This is a genomic window from Streptomyces sp. NPDC005492 (assembly GCF_040605995.1).
In the GTDB taxonomy this organism is placed as follows: Bacteria; Actinomycetota; Actinomycetes; order Streptomycetales; family Streptomycetaceae; genus Streptomyces.
The window spans coordinates 1-21,058 of sequence record NZ_JBEXDX010000034.1; the positions used below are offsets into that span (position 1 = coordinate 1).

The 21,058-nt window shown below is 70.2% G+C and carries 24 protein-coding genes; 20 read left to right on the top strand and 4 right to left on the bottom strand.

Going from position 1 to position 21,058, the window contains the following annotated elements; translation table 11 throughout:
• Positions 1–121: 121 nt before the first annotated feature.
• The 6 genes from ABZT04_RS33305 to ABZT04_RS33330 all read left to right on the top strand — a co-directional run bounded on the left by ABZT04_RS33305 (position 122) and on the right by ABZT04_RS33330 (position 5,795).
• On the top strand, positions 122–1,048 hold the full coding sequence (locus tag ABZT04_RS33305; RefSeq protein ID WP_356060840.1) for a hypothetical protein: 927 nt from the start codon (positions 122–124) through the stop codon (positions 1,046–1,048).
• A 192-nt stretch (positions 1,049–1,240) separates the two neighbouring features.
• Positions 1,241–2,089 carry a hypothetical protein gene (locus ABZT04_RS33310; protein ID WP_356060842.1) on the top strand — a complete coding sequence of 283 codons (849 nt, stop codon included), beginning with the start codon at positions 1,241–1,243 and terminating at the stop codon, positions 2,087–2,089.
• A 68-nt stretch (positions 2,090–2,157) separates the two neighbouring features.
• Complete coding sequence (locus ABZT04_RS33315; protein ID WP_356060844.1) at positions 2,158–3,015, top strand: hypothetical protein; 858 nt, start codon at positions 2,158–2,160, stop codon at positions 3,013–3,015.
• Positions 3,016–3,077: 62 nt separating this feature from the next.
• On the top strand, positions 3,078–3,887 hold the full coding sequence (locus ABZT04_RS33320) for a hypothetical protein (RefSeq protein WP_356060846.1): 810 nt from the start codon (positions 3,078–3,080) through the stop codon (positions 3,885–3,887).
• A 179-nt stretch (positions 3,888–4,066) separates the two neighbouring features.
• On the top strand, positions 4,067–5,395 hold the full coding sequence (locus ABZT04_RS33325; protein WP_356060848.1) for a DNA cytosine methyltransferase: 1,329 nt from the start codon (positions 4,067–4,069) through the stop codon (positions 5,393–5,395).
• A 142-nt stretch (positions 5,396–5,537) separates the two neighbouring features.
• Positions 5,538–5,795, top strand: coding sequence for a hypothetical protein (locus ABZT04_RS33330; RefSeq protein WP_356060850.1), 258 nt, complete (start codon positions 5,538–5,540; stop codon positions 5,793–5,795).
• Between the two features lie 25 nt (positions 5,796–5,820).
• On the opposite strand, the gene ABZT04_RS33335 is transcribed toward ABZT04_RS33330, so the two are convergent.
• Positions 5,821–6,165: a hypothetical protein gene (locus tag ABZT04_RS33335; RefSeq protein ID WP_356060852.1), complete on the bottom strand. Its 345-nt coding sequence runs from the start codon at positions 6,163–6,165 to the stop codon at positions 5,821–5,823.
• Between the two features lie 110 nt (positions 6,166–6,275).
• Between ABZT04_RS33335 and ABZT04_RS33340 the strand changes: the two genes are divergently transcribed.
• The 12 genes from ABZT04_RS33340 (at position 6,276) to ABZT04_RS33395 (ending at position 18,456) form a co-directional block, all read left to right on the top strand.
• The gene (locus ABZT04_RS33340; protein ID WP_356060854.1) at positions 6,276–6,647 is read left to right on the top strand and encodes a hypothetical protein; all 372 of its coding nucleotides are present in this window, start codon (positions 6,276–6,278) and stop codon (positions 6,645–6,647) included.
• A gap of 68 nt (positions 6,648–6,715) precedes the next feature.
• Complete coding sequence (locus ABZT04_RS33345) at positions 6,716–7,105, top strand: hypothetical protein (RefSeq protein ID WP_356060856.1); 390 nt, start codon at positions 6,716–6,718, stop codon at positions 7,103–7,105.
• Positions 7,106–7,497: 392 nt separating this feature from the next.
• Complete coding sequence (locus ABZT04_RS33350) at positions 7,498–7,821, top strand: hypothetical protein (RefSeq protein WP_356060858.1); 324 nt, start codon at positions 7,498–7,500, stop codon at positions 7,819–7,821.
• Positions 7,822–8,031: 210 nt separating this feature from the next.
• The gene (locus ABZT04_RS33355) at positions 8,032–9,513 is read left to right on the top strand and encodes a DNA methyltransferase (RefSeq protein WP_356060860.1); all 1,482 of its coding nucleotides are present in this window, start codon (positions 8,032–8,034) and stop codon (positions 9,511–9,513) included.
• Entirely contained in the window at positions 9,513–9,938 is a 426-nt protein-coding gene (locus ABZT04_RS33360; RefSeq protein WP_356060862.1) for a hypothetical protein, read from the top strand. Before ABZT04_RS33355 ends, ABZT04_RS33360 begins: the two co-directional genes overlap by 1 nt.
• Before the next feature lie 101 nt (positions 9,939–10,039).
• A complete protein-coding gene (locus ABZT04_RS33365) occupies positions 10,040–10,393 on the top strand; it encodes a hypothetical protein (protein ID WP_356060864.1) in 354 nt (117 codons plus the stop codon).
• Positions 10,390–10,980, top strand: coding sequence for a hypothetical protein (locus ABZT04_RS33370; protein ID WP_356060866.1), 591 nt, complete (start codon positions 10,390–10,392; stop codon positions 10,978–10,980). The genes ABZT04_RS33365 and ABZT04_RS33370 overlap by 4 nt, the downstream gene beginning before the upstream one ends.
• Positions 10,981–11,346: 366 nt before the next feature.
• Positions 11,347–11,976 carry a hypothetical protein gene (locus ABZT04_RS33375; protein WP_356060868.1) on the top strand — a complete coding sequence of 210 codons (630 nt, stop codon included), beginning with the start codon at positions 11,347–11,349 and terminating at the stop codon, positions 11,974–11,976.
• A gap of 360 nt (positions 11,977–12,336) precedes the next feature.
• Complete coding sequence (locus tag ABZT04_RS33380; protein WP_356060870.1) at positions 12,337–12,837, top strand: hypothetical protein; 501 nt, start codon at positions 12,337–12,339, stop codon at positions 12,835–12,837.
• Between the two features lie 288 nt (positions 12,838–13,125).
• A complete protein-coding gene (locus tag ABZT04_RS33385; protein WP_356060872.1) occupies positions 13,126–14,922 on the top strand; it encodes a hypothetical protein in 1,797 nt (598 codons plus the stop codon).
• Between the two features lie 149 nt (positions 14,923–15,071).
• Entirely contained in the window at positions 15,072–18,152 is a 3,081-nt protein-coding gene (locus ABZT04_RS33390; RefSeq protein ID WP_356060874.1) for an N-6 DNA methylase, read from the top strand.
• An 82-nt stretch (positions 18,153–18,234) separates the two neighbouring features.
• Complete coding sequence (locus ABZT04_RS33395) at positions 18,235–18,456, top strand: hypothetical protein (RefSeq protein ID WP_356060876.1); 222 nt, start codon at positions 18,235–18,237, stop codon at positions 18,454–18,456.
• Positions 18,457–18,552: 96 nt separating this feature from the next.
• Here ABZT04_RS33395 and ABZT04_RS33400 read toward each other — a convergent pair whose 3' ends face one another.
• The 3 genes from ABZT04_RS33400 to ABZT04_RS33410 are packed head-to-tail and all read right to left on the bottom strand — an operon-like array spanning position 18,553 to position 19,896.
• On the bottom strand, positions 18,553–18,915 hold the full coding sequence (locus tag ABZT04_RS33400; protein ID WP_356060878.1) for a hypothetical protein: 363 nt from the start codon (positions 18,913–18,915) through the stop codon (positions 18,553–18,555).
• Positions 18,912–19,508: a DUF6221 family protein gene (locus ABZT04_RS33405; RefSeq protein WP_356060880.1), complete on the bottom strand. Its 597-nt coding sequence runs from the start codon at positions 19,506–19,508 to the stop codon at positions 18,912–18,914. Before ABZT04_RS33405 ends, ABZT04_RS33400 begins: the two co-directional genes overlap by 4 nt.
• Positions 19,501–19,896: a hypothetical protein gene (locus ABZT04_RS33410; protein WP_356060882.1), complete on the bottom strand. Its 396-nt coding sequence runs from the start codon at positions 19,894–19,896 to the stop codon at positions 19,501–19,503. The genes ABZT04_RS33405 and ABZT04_RS33410 overlap by 8 nt, the downstream gene beginning before the upstream one ends.
• Positions 19,897–20,000: 104 nt before the next feature.
• Between ABZT04_RS33410 and ABZT04_RS33415 the strand changes: the two genes are divergently transcribed.
• Both ABZT04_RS33415 and ABZT04_RS33420 read left to right on the top strand, forming a co-directional pair.
• Positions 20,001–20,273: a hypothetical protein gene (locus tag ABZT04_RS33415; protein WP_356060884.1), complete on the top strand. Its 273-nt coding sequence runs from the start codon at positions 20,001–20,003 to the stop codon at positions 20,271–20,273.
• A gap of 245 nt (positions 20,274–20,518) precedes the next feature.
• Positions 20,519–21,049 (top strand): hypothetical protein, encoded by a 531-nt coding sequence (locus ABZT04_RS33420; protein ID WP_356060886.1) that lies wholly within the window; start codon positions 20,519–20,521, stop codon positions 21,047–21,049.
• Positions 21,050–21,058: the final 9 nt, after the last annotated feature.

Sequence of the window (21,058 nt, forward strand, 5' to 3'; positions counted from 1 at the left end):
GGCCGTCCGCGCCGCGCTGATCGCCGCCTGACCGACCCCCAGACCGCGGGGGCGCGGCCCTTCCCCCCGGCCGCCCCCCGGCCCCCCACCTCACCCTTCACGCCCGGAGACGGAGACGCCCATGCCCGCCACGCCCAACGCCCTCGCCGCCGCCCACCGCGCCCGCACCATCGCCACCATCGCCCGCACCCGCGCCACCTCCACCACCGTCGTCCTCGACGACAAGGGCCGCCGCGCGCTCGCCCTGATCGCCGACCTGCTCGACACCGCCGCGCACTCGCTGGAGACCGAGGAACCCGGCAACTGGGACGGCATCGTGATCACGAACACGATCGACTTCGACGCCTCGCACGCGTTGCTCACCGCCAACACGGTCGCCATCGACAACCCCGGCATCGGCTTCCCGCCCCACTTCACGCAGTACGTCACCGTGCCCGTGTTCGGCAACGAGATCGAGCTGCCCCCGTCGCTGTTCCCCGGCGGGCCCGTGCTGATCGCCCAGGAAGGCGACCTGTTCGCCCGCCTGCTCGCCCTCCACGGCCATTACCTCGCCATCACCGACGCGCATGAGAACCGGGAGAACACCACTGCCGCGCTCGAAGCCGCGTTCACCCTGCACTGGAAGCACGCCCGCCTCGCTGAGGCCGTGGCCGCCGACGTCGCCCGCCCCTGCCACCAGCCCACCACCGAGCCCGCCCCGGCTCCGGCCGCCGAGCCCGCGCCGCTCGACCTCACCGGCCTCACGCCGTACACCGTCGGCGTCATCCGGCTCGCCGAGAAGGAGGGACTGCGCCCCTCCGAGGGCGGCACCCGCCGGGGCGTCCGCCGGATCGTCCTCAACGCGGGCGGCAAGCACGGCACCTTCGGCACTCTCCAGATCGGCGCGCGCTCCGGCAAGGTCCTCCGCGTCGAGCTGATCCACGGCAACGACGGCACCCCCCGCCGCGCCCAGGGCCCCATGAACGTGCGCCTCCTCCTGTGCGCCGAGTACATCCACGCCTGCCCCGACGACTGCACCGCATTCACCACGAACCGCTGCCGCCCGTAGGCGCCCGCCGGGCGGGACGCGACGCAAGCCGCCCCCGCCCGGCCCACTGGCCCACAGCCACACCGCCCGTCGCGCCCCGGGGCCCGGACGTACGAGCCGCCCCGGGGCGCGACGCAAGCACCACCCGCATGACCAGATCACCCGGCCGGAGAGCACCGCGCCGGAACCGCCCGAACCGAAGGAACACCAGCCGTGACCCTGCCCGCCGTCGCCGAAGCGACCACCGCCGCCCCGCTCGCCGCCCTCCTGCCCGCCCGCCGGGGCAAGGCGTGGAAGGTCGGCCCGGCCCCGTACGGCATCCGCAACAACGCCGCCACGTCCCGGATCACCGATGGCCGCCGCGCCCTGATCCTCGTGGAGGAGGGCAACCGCGTCGAGCTGTACGCCGACCGGCCCAACCTGTTCCCCATCACCCCGGACGCCGTCGCCGACTCCACCGACCCGGCATCCGTCGCCGCGCTCGCCGCGCGCGCCCTGCGCTGGGCCCTGCCCGACCTGGACGCCGACGCCACCCGCGCCGCCGCCCACGACACCGCGAGCGACGGCATGCAGCAGTGGCAGCGGATCATGCACCACAAGGGCACGGAGCTGACGGAGTTCGGGTTCCACCTGATCGACCACGGCGCCAACCCCCAGGCCAGTGAGCGGTGCGACGGCCCCGGCCTGGAGTGGACGGCCGAGAGCGGCGCCGAGTGGGCCGTGTGGGCGTACGGCTGCGCCGGGAACTTCCACCTGACCTACGACGGCCCCGTGAGCGGCCTGTACGGCGCGCTGCCGGTCCTCCTGCCCCCGCTCGGTGGCCACACCCCCACGGACGCGGGGAGCGCCTTCACGCGGCACCTGACGGACCGGTTCCCGCAGCTCCGCCCCGTCGACGCCGACGAGGTCGAGTTCGGCGGCTACCGGGACCTGCACGGCTGGATCGCGCTCCCCTCCCGCGCCGAGCTCGGTGACCCCGTCGACGGCGACACCCGCGTGTGCGCCCAGGTCGGCGCCGTCGGCATCGACTTCCTGCTCTCCGCGTCCGCGCACCTGGTCTGACCCTCACCCCGCCCGGCCGCGCCCCCGCCTGCTCACGGGGGCGCGGCCCCCCTCGAAAGGTCCTCGCCATGACCCCGATCGCCACCGCCCCCGCCCGCCCTGTCTGCCCCGCCCAGACCCTCGCCGGAGGCGTCGCCGCACTCCTCCCGGAGCGGGCCGGCATTCCGTGGACCGTCGAGCCCTACGCCGCGTGGTGGACGGCCCGGTACCCCGCCGCCCGCCTCGTGCAGGGTGGCCGCGCCCTGGTCCTGGTCGCTCGCACCTGGGACACGCAGATCGGCTGGCAGCTCCCTGACCGTGAGCCGACCCGCCCCGACCTCCAGCTCGAGAGCCTGAGCCCGGCCGTCATCGCGCGTGAGGCGCTGCGCCTGGTCCTGCCTGTCCTCGACGACGAGGCCGCCGGACGCGCCGCGAAGGACGGCCCGCGCGTCATGGGACGGCTGGAGCTGCTGAACGAGATCGGGCACGCGATGCGCCTGCAGGGCGCGGCAACGTACAACCGGATCGGCCTCCTGGCGAACACGTCCACCCTGGCGTGGGGCGCGCCGTCCGGCGCCCGGTACTCCGTCACCCTGCACGGCACGAACCCCGTGGCCGATGTCCAGATACAGGGCCCGGTGCGCGCCGTCGAGAAGGCCGTGACCTACTTCCTGCCCCCAGCCGCCGACGGCCGCCCCGAGATCCCCCGCGTCCGCGGACGTCTGCAGCGCCGCCTGGCCGCCGTCCTCGCCCGGCACGGGCACGTCGAGCAGACCGACCAGGGCGGACTCGCGTTCAGCACTGGCCCCGGCCCCGGCCCGTACGGCTACGCCACCCCGGCCGCCGACGCCCAGGCCCGCGCGCACGACACGACCCCGGCGTCCGTCGACCTCCACGGCATCGGCGCGGACTTCCTGATCTCCCTCGCCCCGCAGCTCTGCCGCTGACCGCCCGGCGCCCCCGAGGCTGGCCTCGGGGGCGGACCCCACCCCTGGAAGGACACACCACGTTGTCTGAGTTCACCGTCATCGCAACGAACCTGGCGACCGGCCAGAAGCTCACGCTCACCGGCCGCGGAGACGAGACCGCCGACCGCGTCATGGAACGCGCCGCTCGGGAGGGCGAACTTCCCGGCGTCGACGGCGGCCTGCCGAACAGCCTCATGTGGACGGAAATCGCCGACGGATACGAGTGGCGCCGCATGCCCGCTGATCAGCCCGCGCCCAAGCCCGGCCACCGCCCCGGCGAGGACCCGCTGCCCGACGAGCGCCTGGCCGAGATCCGCGCCGCCGCCGACTCGTCGCCGGAGGTGCGCGACCTGCTCGGGGAGCTGGACCGCATCCGCCCGCTGCTCGACTCCACGCTCGAGGCGAACGGCGTCCTCCTGGACCAGTGGGCCCGGTACGCGGGGGTGGCCCCGCACCCGTTCCTCGGCGTGTTCTGTCGGACGTGCCGGACGGAGGTGAAGCCCGGCGAGGAGGGATGCCCGCGGCACGACCCGACGGTGATCGGGCGCGCCCTGTACCGGATGCACGAGGAGAACCGGACGCTCTTGGACGAGGAGGAGGTTGGCCGCCGCGCGTTCGCGATGCTGGACGCCGCTCTGCCGCTGCTCGCCGCGGTGCTGAACCCGGTGGACCACAAGGAGGGATGCCGCCCGCACGACTGCCGGTGCGCATGCGACCGTCGGCAGGACTGCCAGGACTGCTACCGGTGCGTGTGCTGGCGGTCGGAGTGCTGCGCGGAGAAGGCGATCCGGTGGCGCGCCGAGACGGAGTGGGAGCGGCTGACCGTCGAGGCCGGCCTCGGCGTCGAGTGATCCCGGGCGGTGCGCCCGGCCCCGACCACGCCGGGCGCACCGCCCCCTTATCGGAGTGCAGCCGTGCGATTCCATCAGGGTTTTTCCCTATTCCCGCGGTATACGAGTCTCATTGCTGTATTGTGTGGGGTGTTGGTGGAGAGCAGCCACCAACGAAGCCCGAACGAAGGACACCGCAGATGAGGGACCTGCCCGCCAAGGTCAAGACCGCAATCCACGTCGCCACGCTCGCCCGCAAGGCCGGTCTGCCCATCCCCGCCAAGGTCCGCCCCATCCTCGAAGAGGCCGCCGCCCCCTGGCCCGCCGAGTGGCTGCTCGCCCCGCTCCCCGGCGACCCGATCCGCGTCGTCGAGCTGTTCGCGGGCCCCGGCGGCTGGTCCGAGGGCATCGCCGCCGTCCTCGGGGTCAAGGTCGACGCCGTCGGCGTGGACATCTCCGAAGACGCCTGCGCCACCGCCCGCGCTGCCGGACACCGCCGCATCTGCGCCGACATCACCACCCTCGACCCCGAGCACATCGCGCTGCGTCACACCGTCGCCGTCATCATCAGCCCCCCGTGCCCGACCTTCTCCCCGGCGGGCAAGCTCTCCGGCCTGGAGCAGGGCAACGTTCAGATCCTGTGCGACGCCATCGCCTACGTCGGTGAGGCCGCCGGGTTCATCCCGATGGAGTGGCACCACAACGACTACGACGACGAGTGCGGTTGCGACCCGGACGACCCCGACGGCAAGGGGTGCCACGGCGACGGCTTCGCCCCGCGCTCTGGCGCCTCCTGGGACGAGGTCCGCGAGATGGCCGCCGACGTCACGGACCCGCGCATCGCCCTCATGCTCGAGGTCGTCATCTGGCCGCTCGCTCTGCAGGCCGCCGGTGCGCCGATCCGCTGGATGGCCATGGAGCAGTCCAGCAACCTGCCCGAGGAGATCCTCGACGACCTGTCGTGCGAGTTCTCGTGTGCCGAGTGGTTCTACACCAGCCGCGAGATCATGGAGGCCGCCGACTACGGCCTGCCCTCCCGCCGCAAGCGCGTCTACATGATCGCCTCCCGTACCTACTCGCCCACGGTCACCCGCCGCATCCGGCCGCTCCCCGCGACGACCATGGCGCAGGCCCTCGGCTGGCAGCCCGGCGAGCGCGTCAACACCCGCGGCACCCGCCCGATCGACCCGAAGACCGGCCGCGCCAAGGGCGGGAACTGCTTCTCCGCCGACGGCCCGTCCTGGTGCCTCACCGGCAAGTCCCGCACCTGGAAGCGCGAGAGTGACGGATACCGGCTCACCGAGGCGGAGGCCGGGCTGCTCGTCGGGTTCCGCCGCTCCTATCCGTGGCGGGGCAGCCGGACGAGCGCCTTCCAGCAGGCCGCCGACGTCGTCTCCCCGGTCATGGCCGCGATCGTCCTGTCCGGCATGTTCGGCGTCCTCGGCGAGGCCCTGGTGCGCGACTACCTCGCCCAGCTCTACGACATGGACAACATGCTCACCCAGGACGACTTCGAGCTGATCACCTAGCCCCGGCGCCCCGGGCACGCCCGGCCCCCGCACCCCGCGGAGGCCGGGCGTTCGCCGTTCCCGGACCCGCATGTCACAGCCTGGCGCCGCGCGCCGTTCCCTGTGGCATGAGCAACCCCGACCCGTCCGGCCCGTGTACGGCGTGGCCTTCAACCCGTTCGGGCCGCGCGTCATCCTGACCGCGACGGTCACCGTGAACGGCGAGACCGTCACGGCCCAGGACGAGGTAGACCGCGCCGCCTGGGAGTGCATCTCCAAAGATCCGCCGTACCGCGCCGCCTACGAACGGATGCTGCGCCAGAGGCTCGCCGCGGCCCTCGTGGACCACCTGAACCCAACCGTGACCGTCGACGTACCCGAGGACTGTCAGCCACTCGAACTAGGCTCCGAAGCATGGTGACCCGCTAACGGCCTGCGCAGCCCTGTCACTGCCCAGCAGGGTCGCGCCGGGGCATCTCCCCCTGCCGCCGCTCGTCTGCCCCCCTGGACGGCTGCGAGCCGCTGTCGTAGCCCTTCCGCAACCCGGGCTGTGGCCACTGGTACGTACGGACCGTGACCATGGTGTCCCCGCGTAGGTCCACCTCAACCTGATAGCGGACCGTCCCGTCCGCCCAGTTCTGCCGCGCCATCACCTGCGCGTACCGCCACGCCCCGGCCGACCACACCTTGAGCGCCGGGCGGTCGCTGTTCGGCCACGTCCACACCTCCGGGGGCGGCCCGTCCTCCGGGCGCCACGGGCGGGCCGGCTCCGGCTCCGGGATCGTGTTCATGCCCCGACTGTAGGCGTGCCGAACCGGGCGCCCGTCTGGCAGGGCGCGACGCAAGACCGTCCCGGCCTCCACGATCCGCGGCCTCATCCCTCCGCCTGGAAGGCCACGCCGTGACCAAGCTGCCCATGACCAAGCTCCCCGCGCCGGACGACCGAGATTCCCGCCTGATCATCTCCGTCGCGGTCGGTGCGCTCGTGCTCGCCCTGGTGCTCCTGGTCGCGCTCTTGGCTGACCATGCCGTCGACGACGACAGCGACACCAACCCCGGCCGGTGCGCCCCTGCCATCGCGGGCACCGTGGACCCCGTGACGTGCCTGCCGTACGGCGGGACGACCGCGGCCGCCGAATCCTCGAGGACCGCCCGCTCCGCGCCGAAGGCTCCCGCCGCCAAGGCCCCGGCCGCGCCCAAGGCTCCCGCCGCCCCGAAGGCTCCCGCCGTCAAGGTCCCGGCCGCGCCGCCCCGCATCTCTGTGCGTAAGTGACGGCGCGACACAAGCCAGCGGGGTCGGACACCGTCCGCGGTCCCAGTTCCCGGACGGAAGGACCCGCCGTGTCAGTCCCCGCCCCCAAGGCCCCCTGCAGCTCCCCGTGCACGACCGCGCTGGAGCCCGCCGAACTCATCTCGGACGGCACCTGCCGCCCCTGCGTGCGCTACAGCCGCGCGATCCTGGCCCTGCTCCTGGTCAACCTGCTCGTCACGGTCGTGTTCGGCGTGCTCGGTGTCCGGGACGGCTCGTCGACGAAGCCGGACCCGAAGCCATCGCCCACCGCGACGGCAACGCCGAGCCCGAGCACCCCGACGCCGTCCGGCGGCTCGATGCCCACCCCGATGCCGACCCCCACCATGCCCCCGGACCCGACCGCCAGGTCGTGCAACATCTTCGACCCCGAGTGCGACAGCGGCGCGACGGGCGGCATCTCCAGCGGCACCGAGGCGTAGCCCCTCACACAGCCCCTCCGCGCCCCGGCCGCACAACTCCGCGACTGGGGCGCAGTCGTACCCGGCACCCCGCCCTCCGTCATGGCAACCAGGGCCCCCGCGCGGGACGTGATCGACGTCTCAACGTCTGACCTGGGGTTTCACCGGACGTAAGCCGTCCGCAGCCGACACGGTGCGCCGTCGCCCGAGCCGCGCCCCGCGGCCGCCACTCGACGGCCCCGCGGCCTGGGCAGACGGGAGCACGTATGCAGCCACACGTCACACAGGCACTCGATTGCTGGTACGGGGCATGGGAGCTTCACCAGGAGACAGCACAGGAAGCCTTCACCGCAGCGTTCCCCGCCCTGAACCCCGCAGACCGCTGCCAGTGCTTCGGGCCGACCCTGCGCTGGGTGACGCCCGGGGAGGGACAGGGGAAGGTCTGCCTCGACGACCACGGGCGCGCCACGATCGAGTTCGAGAACGTCCCGAAGGAAGCCGTAGGCGCCGCCATGACGGAGTGCTGGGGCGCCGACTGGTTCGACGAGGGACCGGGCGGGTTCGCTGAGGCGGAGCCCGGCCAGTACCACTACGAGGACGAGCAGACCTACGCGGAGTACGAGTTCGACGTGAACGCCGACGGCACCGTCACGTTCGGGATCTCCTACGTGAAGGTCGACGACATCGTGACGATGCTCGACGCCCTCGAGCGGGCGCTCGCCGCCCAGCGGGCTTGACCCCGTGAGGTGAGGTGACGCGGTTCCCAAGCCCGTTCCGCGTCACCTGACCTGGGCAGCGCGGGTATGCGCGCTACTGGGCGCAGTTCCACACACGGCTGGACGCGACGTAAGCCTCCCCGGCGGCTCATGGTCCCGGCTCGCTCCCGCCGTCTCCCCGCGGCCGCCACCCCCAGGCCGGCCCGACGCGCGGGACGGGACGGAGACCCCGTGGCGGCAACGAGCCTCGCCCCCGCAGGGCAGGAAGCCCTGATACCCGTGGAGGAGCTGACCGGGCCCGAGCCGGTCGTGCACTGCGCCGACGCCCTCGACCACCTTCGGACCCTCCCCGACGCGTCCGTCGACGCGGTCGTGACCGATCCGCCGTACGAGCTGGGGTTCCTCGGCAAGGCGTGGGACGCCTCCGGCATCGCGTACAGCGTGGAGCTGTGGGCGGAGTGCCTGCGCGTCCTCAAGCCGGGCGGGCACCTGGCCGCGTTCGGCGCGACCCGCACCTACCACCGCATGGCCGTGGCCGTGGAGGACGCCGGTTTCGAGATCCGCGATTCCCTGCACTGGCTGTACGGCACGGGATTCCCGAAGGGTCAGGACGTCGGCAAGCTGATCGACCGGCGCCGCGACGACCACCCCGCCCGGCGCCGCTTCACCGCCGAGTTCGCCGAGCTCCGCGACCGGTGCGGGTGGACGAACCCGCAGATCGACGCCCTGTTCGGCTTTAACGGCATGGCGCAGCACTGGACGACGCAGCGCCGCTCCGCCTCTGTGCCGACCGTCGAGCAGTGGCAGCGGTTGAAGGCAGAGATGGGCTTCGAGGCCCCGGCCGCGCTCGAGGACCTGCTGCACGAGCTGAACGGGCGGAAGAACACCCCCGGGGAGGCGTGGGAGGACCGGGAGGTCATCGGCAAGGGCCACCGGGCGCGCGCCGGTTCCGGGGTGTTCCCGCAGCTCCAGTCCGACACGTTCGACGTGACCGCCCCGGCGACCGCGGAGGCCGCGCGCTGGGACGGCTGGAACACCGCCCTCAAGCCCGGCCATGAGCCGATCGTGCTGGCCCGCAAGCCGCTCGAGGGCACGGTCGCCTCCAACGTCCTGGCGTACGGCACCGGTGCGATGAACACCGCGGCGTGCAAGACCCCGCCCGGTGACCCGGAGGGGCGTTGGCCGACCAACGTGCTGCTGTCGCACGCCTGGACGGTCGACGCGGACGGCTGGATCGTCGACGGTTGCGCGGACGGCTGCACCGAGGGGTGCCCGGTCGCCGAGCTGGACGGTCAGTCGGGGCTGCTCACCTCCGGCGCGAACCCGCGGCGCCGCGGCTCGGACAAGTTCCGCGACATCTACGGCGACTTCAAGGGCCAGACCGCCTGCAGGCCGATCCGGGGCGCGGACTCCGGCGGCGCCTCCCGCTTCTACCCGGCGTTCCGCTACCAGGCCAAGGCCCCTACCAGCGAGCGGCCGCGCCTGCCAGACGGCACCGTGCACCCCACGGTGAAGCCCGTCGCGCTGATGCGCTGGCTGGTCCGGCTGCTCACCCCGCCCGGCGGGCTCGTCCTGGACCCGTTCGCCGGCACCGGCACCACCTTGGAGGCCGCCCGCCTGGAGGGCTTCGACTCCATGGGCGTGGAGGCCAAGGCCGAGTACGCCGAGCTGTGCCACCTGCGGCTGCGCCGCGACACCACCAGGAGCAACTGATGCAGAAGATGACCGGCTTCAACTGCACGCGCCTGCCCGGCGGCGTGTACCTCGTCTTCCAGCGGTTCGCCGACGAGGGCGCCATCTCCCGCAGCTGGTCCCTGAGCGGGCGCGGGGCGCCGAAGCTGTCGCTCAGCGTCCTGGTGCAGACCCGGGATGAGTATTACGGGCCCCCGGGCAACCGGCCGCCGGGCCTGTGGAAGCGAGTGCTGCGCGCGGTCGCCAAGAGCAACGGGCGTACGACGTCGTACTACTGCCCGGACCTCCCGCCGTCCCGGTCGGGGATCGCGCTGGCCGTGCCCCGCTACCTCGCCACACTGCGCTGGGATGGCCGCCGCTGGAACCAGAAGGTGACCGAGCACCTGAAGCGGCCGTGCCCGACGTGCACCGCCGCAGGATGGCGCCAAGCAGAGGACGCGACGTAAGGCGCGGCCGCCATCCACTCTCCCCGCCTCGCCCCGGGCGCGATCACCTGGACTGCGTTCCCTGCGGTCCGGCGTCCGGGGCAGACGAGGAGACCAGTGCTGTGGCACGACGACGGACCGGCCCCACCGATGTGGTGAAGGCCCTCGTGTTCGAGCGGGACGGCGGCGCCTGCGTGCGCTGCGCCTCGCGGCAGGACCTGACCGTGCACCACCGCGTGAACCGCGGCATGGGCGGGGCGCGTGAGCCGTGGATCAACCAGGCTCACAACCTGCTGACCGCGTGCACGACGTGCAACGGCTGGTTCGAGGACCACCCCCGGGAGTCGTATGAGGCCGGGTGGAAGGTCCGCCGGCCGGAGCTGCCCGACGAGGTCCTGGTGCGCTACCCCGACGGCCGCGAGTACCGGCTCACCCCCGACGGTGTTCGCTCCACGACCGTGGCGGCCGCCCGATGAGGCGCCTCGACCGGTTCTGGCGACGGCAGTGCCCCACCTGGGCTCACTCCTCGGTCCGTTTGCGCTGCCAGCGGCCCGCCGGGCACGACGAGCCGCACGGTGCCTCGTACTCCGAGCGCTCGACCATGCACCACTCCTGGGCGGACGGCGCGGACTTCTTCGGGTACCGGTGGCTGCCCGGCACGGTCCGCTACCGGCCGACTCTGACCCGCTCCCGCGCGTTCCGCGTCGGCGAGTGGACTGTGTCCGTGCTGCTCGCCCTCCTGCTGTGGTGGGCGGTGTCCCTGGTCACGGCCATCGTGTTCCTCGTCGGTGAGCTGTGGCTGTCCGTCCGGCGGCCGCACTTCGTCGACGTCGGGCGGTTCACCGCCGGCGTGTTCTTCGTCAGCCGCAAGAACTATCCGCCGTCCTTCGCGGTCGGCTTCACCCGGTACGGGCCGGAGGCCGACGCGAGGCGGAGCGGTCTGCAGGTCATCATCGGGCGCCGCTCGCTGATGGCGTGCGCACTGCTCCCGCGTGATGAGTGGGCCGACTACAAGCGGCGGAACGCCGAACGTGAGGCCCGACGGAAGGACAACGCCCGGTGAGCCCTCGGATCACGATGCAGGCCCGCGTGCGGCGGCCGCGCGGTCTGTGCCTTGGCTCAGTGCTGCTGTGGGCTGTCCGCATACCGAACGGCCTGAACCTCGGTGTAGGGCGGATCGCGGTCACGGACACCCCCCGCGACCCAGCCCCCGGCCAGACACTGGCACGAGACGGGCAAGGGCGCGTCCTGATCGTGGGCAGCGTGGCGTTCGCGGTGCTCCGGTGCAGGTCAGTGCCGGTGCGTCGCATCTCCCTCTGACACGGGAGTCTCGTTGCTGTACTCTTTTGGGCTGTGCGCAGGCGTGGGGGGGTACCCCAGTCGGCGCGAGGTGCAGAAGCGCCGCAGCTTGAGATGGGAATCGCCAGCCATGCCCACCGCCGGAATCACCTACTCGAAGAAGAAGATCGAGCGGACCGACTTCAAGGCCCTGCGCGAGCAGGAGGAAGGGGCCGTGAACGCGGAGCTCGGCCGGATCGCCCGCCCTGACGACCGGATTGAGCGCGCAGCCGACATCATCCGCCAGGCGGACGCCGAGATCGCCCTGCACCTCGAGGACCGTGACAAGGCCGTGGCCTCCCTGTGGTTCTACGAGCGTGTCAAGGGCCTCGCCACGACGATCGGCGTCACCCCCACCGCCTACCGAGAGATCCTGAGCAAGGCGCTGTACGGCAGGAACTGGAAGCGCACGGAGAGCGGGCACGTCGAGTTGGAGCCGGTTCCCGCCCACGTGCCGACCCCGGAGCTTGCCAAGCTCGCCGAGGAGGCCGGTGTGCCGCGCGTTGAGAATGCCTCCGAGGAGCTGCCGCGACTGGCCCGCGTCGTGGCCTCGGCGCGCGCCCGCCGCGGTGCCGCAGTGGTCTTCATGCGGGAGGCAGCCCTCGTCCTGTCCGAGGAGCCCTATGGCTGGGACGGCGAGAAAATCGCCGAGCACGCCGGCGTGGCCAAGAAGCTGATCTGGCAGCAGCAGCGGACGGCCCGCCTGGCGCGCGAAAGCTGACTGCTCCTCGTCGTTCCAGCGGCCGGTCCCGAGCACCTTCGGGGCCGGCCTTCCCTTTGCACCGCAGGTCAGACCGGGGCCTGAAAATCAGGCGCCGGTCACCGGGGCCTGAAAATCCGGCTTCCGGTGTAGGGGCCGCCGGGGGACCGGGTGCCGGTGGATCAGGCGCCTTTAGTAACAAGATCAAGCACCACAATGAAGTAAGAGTTCCGATGCCTTCGCTTCGCTCAGGCATCGGCGCGCATCGACCTCCGAAGGCTCTCGAAACAACCACCGGACAGCCGCAGGGACAGGGCGCCGAGGAGGGGGGTGTCACAAAATCCGGCTGTTGGCGTTCCCCCAGACATGACGATGCGATCCATGCCCACGCGCACGATGCTTCCGCCGAACCTGACCCGGCACTTCTATGAGACCCGCCGGGCGTTCCTCCGGAGCGCCGGCCAGGAATCCACCCCGTGGTTCCGGCTCTCCCCGATGGAGCGCGCCGTGGTCGAGTCGGAGATGGAGATCTTCCGCCAGGCGATAGGGAGCGCCGAGGAGGAGCAGGACCTGATCGCCAGCCTCGATGCGACCCGCGCCGCCGCGGCCACCGACAAGTGCGCCGCCGAGGAGCCGGAGCCGGCCGCGTCCGCCGACGAGGCGGCCCGGGAGGATTGCTGCCTGGAGTGCGCGGCCGTCGCCGCGGTCCTGACCCTTATCGGGGGGCTGGGCGGGGATCTCGACGGCACAGTGCCGGGCGTACCAGTCACCCTCGATGCCCGCCCGATCAGCGTCGAGCGTCTGCTGGTGATGGACTCCCCCTTCGACGACATCCGCGCCGAGTTCTGGCGCAGGAAGCCCCCGATCACCGACAAGGCGTAACGGAATTCGGCGCGCGACGTACTACAGAGTGCGGCTGGCCCTCTGACCCCGATATCCCCTCGGGGAAAGCACTCCGGCCGCGCCCCCTCGGCCGGGGCGAAGACCCTCCTCCACCTCCCCGGTGCAGGGCCCTCGCCCCGGCAACAGACATCCGGCACAAGTCCCCTTGGCGGGGTGGCTTCGTTCTCGACGAGATCGTGCCGGACCCTCGCGGCCTGGTCGGCGGTCTGGGCATGGGCCCCGGCCAGGCCGCGACACTAGATCCCTGCTGGCGGCACCTTCCCCGCCATGTCCCGCACGCAGCTCTCGCCCCCCGCACGCTCCCGCGTGGTCCCACCGGCCCGGGACCTGCGAAACGGGCGTCAGCCCGGCGTCGTATCCCGTGACGCCTCCAACATCGCCGACATCCTGCTCCGCGCCCCCGCGGCCACCCGCCGCCACGCCTTCAAGCACGACATCACCGCCCGCGAACGGCCGCACGTCATGCGCGAAGTCGAGCGGGCCACCGGCTCGATGTACGGGCTCTGGCACGACACCCCCAGTGGCTTCATCGAGGACGTACTGGGGGAGAGCATTTGGAGCCGTCAGCGCGAGATCGTCGACGCCGTCCCCTTCAAGAAGCGCATCGCCGTCCCGGCCGGCTTCGGCGTCGGCAAAACGTGGATCGCGGGCAGGCTCGTCGCCTGGGCCGGAGCCGTCAACGCCCCCGGGACCATGGTCATCGTCACCACCGCGACGAGATTCCGGCAGGTCCGTAACCAGCTCTGGCCGCACATCAGGAAGACCGTCGCCCGCGCGGGCCTGCCCGGCTACTGCGACACCACCCAGTGGAAGATCCCCGACCAGTGGGGCAACGACGTCATCGTCGCGTACGGCTTCACCGCGCCCGAGAACGACGAAGCCGCGATGCAGGGCATCCACGGCACGCCCAAGCTGCTCATCGTCGTCGACGAGGCCGGCGGTATCGCCCGCACGATCGGCAACGGCACCAACAACCTCCTCACCGGTGACGCGAGGATGTTGGCGATCGGCAACCCCGCGATGGATGATCCGCGGTCCTGGTTCGAGACGCTGTGCGAGGAGGGCGAGGACCCCGATGAACCGTCCACGGTCACCATCCCCATCGCGACCTTCGACTCCCCGGCCATCACCAAGGAACGCGTCCCGTACTGCAACGACTGCCCCGACGGCGTCCCCCCGCACTCCCTCGCCATCCACCTCCCAGACCAGGACTGGGTCGACCGCACCATCCGCGAGTACGGCGAAGATCACCCGTACGTCATCGCCAAGGTCCACGCTAAGTTCCCCAAGGGCGGAGGCGGCCTCGCGATACCCGTGACCTGGGTCGAGGACGCCCAGAACAACGACGACCCAACCGGCCCCGGCTGGCACCGACTCTGCGACCTCGGCCTGGACGGGGAGACCGCCAAGCACACCGTGAAGGAAGGCGCCTGGATCAGGCTCGGCGTCGACGTCGCCGCCGACGGAGGCGACGAATTCACGATCTACAGGGCGGTCGGAGACGCCATCGAGATGCGGCACGCCAGCTCCGGCACCGCCAACGACAACCAGGTGAAGGTCGCGGAGAAGATCCTCGAGGAGATCCGCGCAGCACAACGCCTCGCGGCCGCCCTGAACTCTCCGCACCCCGTCCGCGTGAAGATCGACAAGAACGGCATCGGCCACGGCGCCACCAGCATGCTGGAGGTCTGGGCGGACAACGGCACCCACCACGCGCAGATCGTGGGTGTCATGGTGTCCGAATCCCCCAGCCAGGACGACCCGGGCGCCGTCATGCGCCCGTACCGCAAGCGTGACGAGATGTGGCTCGCGACCAGGGCACTTTTGCAGCCGGACCCGTCGACCGGCACCGGCCGGCTACGCCTCCGCGTCGACCGGCAGGCCGGTATCCAGCTCTCCACCCCGAAGCTCGGGTCGAATACCGCGGGGTACAGCATCATCGAGTCGAAGAAGAGCATGAAGGCCCGCGGCATGAAGAGTCCCGACCGGGCCGAAGCGGCCCTGCTGGCCGTGTACGAGCCGGAGCCGCTGAACCAGCCGCGCCGCCGCGGTCTCCTCAACTAGTTCATCGAGGCGCCGCACCCCACGACCAGCTAAAATTGCCGCTTCGCTCGGCAAGGCTGTGCGACACGCACCGCCTGCACGACAATGGCCGACGGGACCAGACGTCCCCTCGTTGCCCTATACGCCTTGACGCTCTTGGAGCCCTCGCCTTGACGCTCTCCGTCCCTCCCTCGCCTACCGCGCTCGACACCGTGTTTAAGCGGGTCGTCGAGCGCAAGGCTGTGCGCGCTGAAGCGACACTGCAGGCCGACATCCGCCAGTTCCTGCTGGAGGCGGACCTCAACCTCGGCGAGCACGACCTCCTGGACCCAATGCTGGAAGCGCAGGTGGGCGACGGGACCGGTCATCGCATCGATATTGAGATGGGCGCGACCGTCATCGAGGTCAAGAAGGACATCAGCCGGCCAAAGATCCGCAAGGAGGCGGTCACGCAGCTGGCGAAGTACGTGCGGGCCCGGACAGAGCAGCGCGAGCGCCGGCACGTCGGCATCCTCACCGACGGAGCTGACTGGCGCGCCTACACGCTGGTCAACAACGAACTGAACGAGGTAAACCATTTCGATGCGCGGGAGCGCAACGTCAAGGCGCTGGACCTGGTCCGGTGGCTCGAAGGCGTCCTGGCGACGTCCGAGGGCGCGGCACCAACGCCAGATACCATCGCGACCCGCCTTGGAGCGGACAGTGTCGCCCACTCCATCGACAAGGCAGTCCTCGCCGCACTGTACGAGGAGAACAAGAGTCTGCCGACCGTACAGCTGAAGCGCGATCTGTGGTCGCGTCTGCTGCGCAGCGCCCTGGGTGCCCAGTTCGAGGACAGCGATGATCTGTTCATCGAGCACACGCTCCTGGTGAACACGGCCTCGATCATTGCCCATGCGGTGATGGGCATCGACGTGAAAGACACCCCACCCGCCTCGCTGGTCTACGGCCAACTGTTCACACAGGCGCGGATCTCGGGTGTAGTCGAGTCGGACTTCTTTGGCTGGCCGCTGGAGACCGAGGGTGGCGAGGGCTTCGTCCAAGACTTGTCTCGTCGCCTCGCCGGCTTCGACTGGTCAAAGGTCGAGCACGACGTACTGAAGGTTCTGTACGAGTCGGTGATCGCCGCAGAGACCCGTAAGAAGCAGGGCGAGTACTACACGCCAGACTGGCTGGCGGAAGCGACAGTGGCCGAGGCTGTCCCCGATCCGCTGAACCAGCGGATGATGGACCCGTCGTGTGGTTCTGGCACGTTCCTCTTCCACGGCGTCCGCCGCTACCTGGCTGCCGCACGGGACATCGGGTTGCCACTGCGCGAAGCGCTGGAAGGCGTCCACGACCATGTTGCTGGCATCGATCTCCACCCCGTCGCCGTGGCGTTGGCCCGCGTCACCTACCTCCTCGCTATCGGCCGCGAGACACTTACCTCTGAGGAGCGCGGCCCGATAAGCGTCCCCGTCTACCTTGGCGACAGCCTCCAGTGGGACCAGCGCACCGACCTCATCGACCACGGCCACCTCGTTATCCAAACCGGCACAGGCAACCAGCTCTTCACCAACGAACTGCGCTTCTCCGAAGCCTTGTTGAAGGACGCAAGCCGCTTCGACGCGATCGTCAACGAGCTAGCTGACAAGGCTGCCGACCCGCACCGGAGTCAAGGCAAGTTGCCCTCCCTCAATGCCCTCTTCAACCGGCACGGGGTCTCCGACACCGATGACCGGGATGAGCTGACAGAGAACTTCCGCGTCCTATGCGACCTGGTCGACGAGGGCCGTAACCACATCTGGTCCTACTACGTGCGAAACCTAGCCCGCCCCATGTGGCTGTCCCGCGCCGAGAACCGTGTTGACGTTCTCGTCGGCAATCCGCCCTGGCTGTCCTACCGGCACATGCCCGCGTACATGCAAAAGACCTTCAAAGCAATGATGCAAGCCCGGGGTCTGTGGAAGGGGTTCGAGGTCGCCACCCACCAGGATCTGTCGGGCCTATTCATTGCCCGCGCGGTCCAGCAGTACCTACGCGTGGACGGTACGTTCGCCTTCGTCGTGCCCAATCCCGTGCTGGATCGCCCCTATTGGACCGGCTTCCGTAGCGGAGATTGGGCTGACCCTGACCACCCCGTCAAGGTCAACTTCACTGGGTCCTGGGACCTGCGCCGACTGCGTCCGCACTTCTTTCCCCGCGCCGCCGCCGTCGTTTTCGGACGCCGCCGCTCCCTTGCTATCGGGCAACAGGGCAACAGCGCCGTCGCACTGCCCAGGCAGACCGAGATCTGGACCGGGAAGATCTCCAAGAGCGCCGTTGACTGGGAACGCGCCAAGGGCTGGATCACCCGGCAGAAGGGCGAGCTGCGTTACCCCAAGGAAGGGCTGATCAGTTCGCCATACAGGGACCGCTTCATGAACGGGGCAACCATCTTCCCGAAGGTGCTCTTCTTCGTTGAGGAGCAGACTGCCAGTCCCCTCGGTCTCGGCGGCGGTCGAATCTCGGTCCGCTCCCAGCGCAGCACTCTGGAGAAGAAGCCCTGGAAGGAACTCCCTGACCGGGAAGGATCGGTCGAGAAGCAGTTCGTCCGGCCCATCCTGCTCGGCGAGCACGTCGTCCCCTACCGGATCATGGGTGCCGATAAGGTCATCCTGCCCATCGAGGGGACGAATACCCTCATGGACGGTGAGCATGACCACCTCGACCGTTACCCAGACTTGGCGAAATGGTGGCGCGATGCGGAACGACTCTGGGATGACAACCGCGCCAGCGAACGGCTTTCTCTGATCGAACAGCTCAACTTCCGGAAGAAGCTGACCGATCAGCTCCCCGGCGCACCGCTGCGGGTCGTGTACGGAGCTTCTGGGATGTACGTCACGGCGGCTCTGGTGGACGACCCGAACGCGGTCATCGAGCACAAGTTGTACTGGGGAACCGTTGCCACTCGGCAGGAGGGCATGTACCTGCTGGCGGTACTCAATTCCCCGTACACCACCGAAGCTGTGCGCCCGCTCATGTCCTACGGCAAGGACGAGCGAGACATTGACAAGGCCGTATGGGAGCTGCCCATCCCAGACTTCGACCTGGCCGATCCCAAGCACGTTCGAATCGCGGAGATCGGAGAGGCGGAGGCCGAGCGGATCGCGGAGCTGAAGTTCGAGGACGGCAAAAGCTACATCCAGATTCGCCGCACTCTGCGCGACTTCCTCCTTAGCTCCCCTGACGCCGAGGAACTGGATCTACTGGTCACCGAACTACTGGGCTGAGAAGCGTCCACACTTCAAGCGTTCCCTTCCTTGGCCCCTTCGCCGGCCGAGGGGGGAGCACACTCCCTGGTACCGTCCTCGCATGGATCTTGCCCAGGTTTCGGCCCTCTCTGTGCCCCTGGCGGCCACCGAGCACGATCAGGTGCAGCGCGCCGCGGCCGCCGCCGGGCAGAGCGTGGAGGAGTTCGTACGGGCCGCGGTCCTCGACGCCGCCATAGACCCCTTCCGCGACGCCCTCGATCAGGCCGCCGACGCGGTGGCCCGCGCCGCTGAGGACCGGATTCAGCACGACTACGCCGACTGAGCTTCTGACCGCGACGGCCCCGGAGATCGGCTCTCCGGGGCCGTCGCGGTCAGAACACCTTGAGGGCAGTCTGTACGGCGCCCTGGTCGCGAAGGATCATGCTGGAGCCGCGCCTTCCAGCGCCTTCTTCCGTAGCGGAAGCAGCAATGCGTGCAGGGTGACGATCTGCGAGGCGGTGGCAGTCCCCGTCTCAGTGAGTTGCCGAACCAGGTGCAGGAGGCTACCTGGCCCCTGCAGGTCCTGCCTGTAGAGCAGGACCCTGGCGTTCTGATCGCGAGGGAGCTGAGTCGGGAAGTGCCCGATGTTCGCCGCGGCCAGCCCCTGCTCGATCCTCTGGAGAATCCGCGCTCCGGCAACTTGCTCCCCAGCTACGGCCAGCAGCTCGAACACGCCTGTCTCGCGGTACCCACCGTCCGTCTCAACCATGGTGGCGTAGTTCTTCCAGCGTGTGTCCGTCATCGCGTAGTTCCTTCGGTGGGGTCGAGGAGTCGCCAGGAGTCGGGGAAGTCATCGTTCCCGGCGTAGCGCTGCAGGAGAATGCGCACGGCGTGCCCGTAAAGCTCGGTGGGCCGCAGGAAGGCGAGCAACTGCTCCTTGGAGTCGAGGTCGGCGAGGACCGCGCGCGGGTCCTGGCGCTCGACGTGCTCACCGACGGCCAGGTCGCCGTCGCCCGGCAACCGGGTCGGTAGGGTGGCGACCTTGCGGCCCTGGTCGTCCTCGACCCACAAACGCCAGTCCCGGGTGTTGCCGAGCTTCCACGTTCCGCCGTCGACCGCGGCGGCCGCGGCGATACAGCGCTCCTCCGACCAAACGTCGCGGAGGTACTGCACCATAGCGTCCAGCTCCGACGAGCTGGTCGGCGCCGGGGCCGGGTACCCGCGGAAGGATGACTCCGCGGCCGACACGAACGAGGCGACCCACTCATCCATGTCGTCTTGCCTAGGGTGCGGGTTGGGGTCCGGCGGGCTGATCAGGCGCAGATTCGTCCACAGCTCCACAGGGATACGTTCCGGCCAGGGCGCGAGGCCGCCGTCGGCGTAGTCCTCAGCCACGGCTCTCGCTCCGAGCGGTAGCCCGCGACAAGGCACTGATGCTGTTCAGCAGTGACTCCAACTGGTTGACCGTCGCGTTCTCGCCGTCGGCCGGGTCCTGGATGGCGAGCTGGTGAATCAGGCTGAGGACGTAGCCGAGGCCCACGTGCTCTTTGCTGTAGAGGAGCACCCGGCGCGTGCTGTCGGTCGGCAGCTTGGTCGGCAGATGGCCGATGTTGTTGTCGGCCAGCTTCTGCTCAATGCGCTCGATGACGCGGGCGCCGGCCTTCTGCGCCCCGATGAGGCGCACCAACTCCTCGACGTCCCGTGCGTCGTACCCCTTGACGAACTTGAGGGTGGCCGCCAGACGGGCCCACTCGTCCATACCGGCCCACTCGTTCTCTTGCACGTACTTCCCCCCTGGTTGGATCTGACGTCTCGCCACAGTAACCCCGTAGAATCCTCTCCGAGGGCGGAGAGCACCGCCCGGAAGCCCGAACGAAGGACACCGCCATGCGGAACCTGAAGCTGTTCGCGTACGCCCTCGGTCTCCTGGCCCTCGCGTACCCGGCCATCGTCCCGCCCGCCCTCGGAACGCTCGCCGTCCTCGGCGGCGAAGCGCTCGCCGTGGTGACCTGGGCCCTGACACACCTGTCACTCACCCTGACGGTCGCCGCCGGCATTCTCATGGCGCACACATTCTCCGGTCGACTCGGCCGCATCGCTCGGTGGTTGGGCCGTGCCTGGGTCGCTTCGGTCGCTGTCGTCTTCCCCCGCCCGGCCTGATCGCTGACTGCATTCGATCTGTTCGATTCTTCGCTGAGAACGATTCTCCGCTCAGCCCCGCAAGACGGTAGGGCGCCCGTTGTGGCGCCATCCGGCGGAGAGCAACCGCCGCAAGCCCGAAGAAGGAGCCCCGATGCGACGCCGCGTCGTCACTGTCCTGCTGCCTCAGCCCGAGCCGGAACCCGCGTACGGCCAGCGTTGGCGGCTCACCGAAGCCGGTACCGCCGCCCTGGAGGGCTGAACGCGTGGTCCGCTTGACTGCCAAGCAGTACCAGGAAATCCTGGCCCGCCGCCGCGGGGCTCAGTCTTCCGCGGCGGCTGCGGCCCCGAAGAAGTCAGCTCCGAAGAGACCGTCCGCGAACCCGGGCCCGCCGTCCGTCCCTCCCCCACCCGACCTGCAGCCGCTGCTCGTCGGCCTGGCCGGAGTCGGCCGCACCTGGACCCTCCTCATGCCGTACGTCGAGGAGATGCTGACCAGCAACCAGCGCCTTCACCACATGGCAGAGCACCGGATCAGGCGGGAACTCCGAAAGCACGCAGCCCAGATGGCCCGCTTGCAGCGCCTCCCCCGGCTCCAGCGAGCGGCAATCTTCTACGTGCTGCACCCCCGCCCGATCAAACGGCAGCGCGACCCCGGGAACTGGGCACCGACCGCAAAGGCGTACGTCGACGGACTCGTGACCCCCGACCCGCATCTCCCCCAGGAGCGTCATCTACTCCCCGACGACGACCACGAGCACCTGCTAGGCCCAAACCCCGTCATGGCGAGCCGGTGACTACCGGAT